Below are 1,332 nucleotides of genomic sequence, written 5' to 3'. Positions count from 1 at the left end.
TAGCAGGCTGCTGCAGAAGTCTGGTGTTACGCTCGGTTTGGATCGTTATCGGTGTTTGCCACGGATTGGCCGACGTCCGAGAGGCTGGATTCTGCCTCTTCGATGGGAGCCCGGGTTACGGGCCGCGTCTGCGCCCGGCTCGGGTCGCCCCTCATGCGCCTGCTCCGGCCAGAAGCCTCGGTAAGCGCACGAGGTTGTAGGCGATGGCTGCGAAAGTGAAGACCGCCTCGACCTTGGGCAGGGATCGGACCTTCACCTTGGCGAACCCGGCCTGGGCCTTGATCCAGCCGAAGACCTCCTCGATCCGCTTGCGAGACCGCAGGCTGATCGCGTAGCCGGCGTGCCGGGTGGTGCGGCCGTCGAGGGCGGTCTTGCGCACCTTGCCGGTCTTGGACACTGCCCCGTTGATCGCGATGTGCGGCGTCACCTGCCGCGCCCGCAGATCGCCGACGAAGGCTTCCACATCGAAGAGCTTGTCCGCGCCCAGCGTGATCCGGTGCCGACGGGGCAGGCGATCGAGCATGGCCAGGGCGGCCTCGCGCTCGGCCGTGCCGGTGGCGTGGGTGAGAGCCGCGTCCACCACCAGGCCGTTGCGGTTCTCCATCAGCGCATGCCCGAGGTAGCACAGCCGGCTCTCCTGACCGTCCGCCTTGCGGTAGAGCCGGGCGTCCGGGTCGGTGGTCGAGGCGTGGGTCTCGTTCGAGCGCTTCTCGCGGCGGAAGTCGCGCTCGCCGTTGCGGCCCGGTCCTGGCGGTTCGCCCGAACCGTCCTTGGGGCGGAAGCTCTTCATCGAGGCCCATGCCTCGATCATCGTGCCGTCGACCGAGAAGTGGTCGCTCGACAACAGCCGCTTGACCGGCTTGAGCGCCAGCAGCCCCGACAGGAAGGCGCGGGCGACGTCCGCTTCCAGCAGCCGATCACGGTTGTGCGTGAACACCGTCGGGTGCCAGATCGCGGCATCGATCTCCAACCCCACGAACCAGCGAAACAGCAGATTGTAATCGATCTGCTCCATCAGCATCCGCTCAGAGCGCACCGAGAAGAAGGCTTGCAGCAGCGTGGCACGCAGCAGCATCTCAGGCGGGATCGAGGGGCGGCCCAGTCCTGAGTACAGGCCCTCGAAGCGGTCGCTCAGCCCGGCCAGAACCTCGTCCGCCAGCGCCCGGATCGGACGCAGAGGATGATCGGCCGGTACGCGTTCCTCCAGGCGGACGTAGCTGAACAGGTTCTCCGACCGATCTCCGCGCCCGCGCATCGCCTGATCCCACCCCTGCCTCTAACAGAGTGAATCATCTCCGCCACAAGCCTGCCAGCGACTTCTGCAGCAGCCTG

1 protein-coding gene is annotated in these 1,332 nt (G+C 67.0%); it reads right to left on the bottom strand.

Annotated features, from left to right (window positions below):
• Positions 1–151: 151 nt before the first annotated feature.
• Positions 152–1,255, bottom strand: a complete 1,104-nt coding sequence (locus FV226_RS27530) for an IS5 family transposase (RefSeq protein ID WP_147754820.1) — start codon at positions 1,253–1,255, stop codon at positions 152–154.
• Between the last annotated feature and the right edge of the window lie 77 nt (positions 1,256–1,332).

The organism is Methylobacterium sp. WL12 (assembly GCF_008039475.1).
GTDB lineage: Bacteria > Pseudomonadota > Alphaproteobacteria > Rhizobiales > Beijerinckiaceae > Methylobacterium > Methylobacterium cerastii.
This window is presented reverse-complemented; position numbering and strand designations above follow the sequence as displayed.

What these genes read in the sequence shown, in the direction of transcription:
- FV226_RS27530 (WP_147754820.1), bottom strand. Translation starts at nt 1,255, where the DNA reads ATGCGCGGGCGCGGAGATCGGTCGGAGAACCTGTTCAGCTACGTCCGC.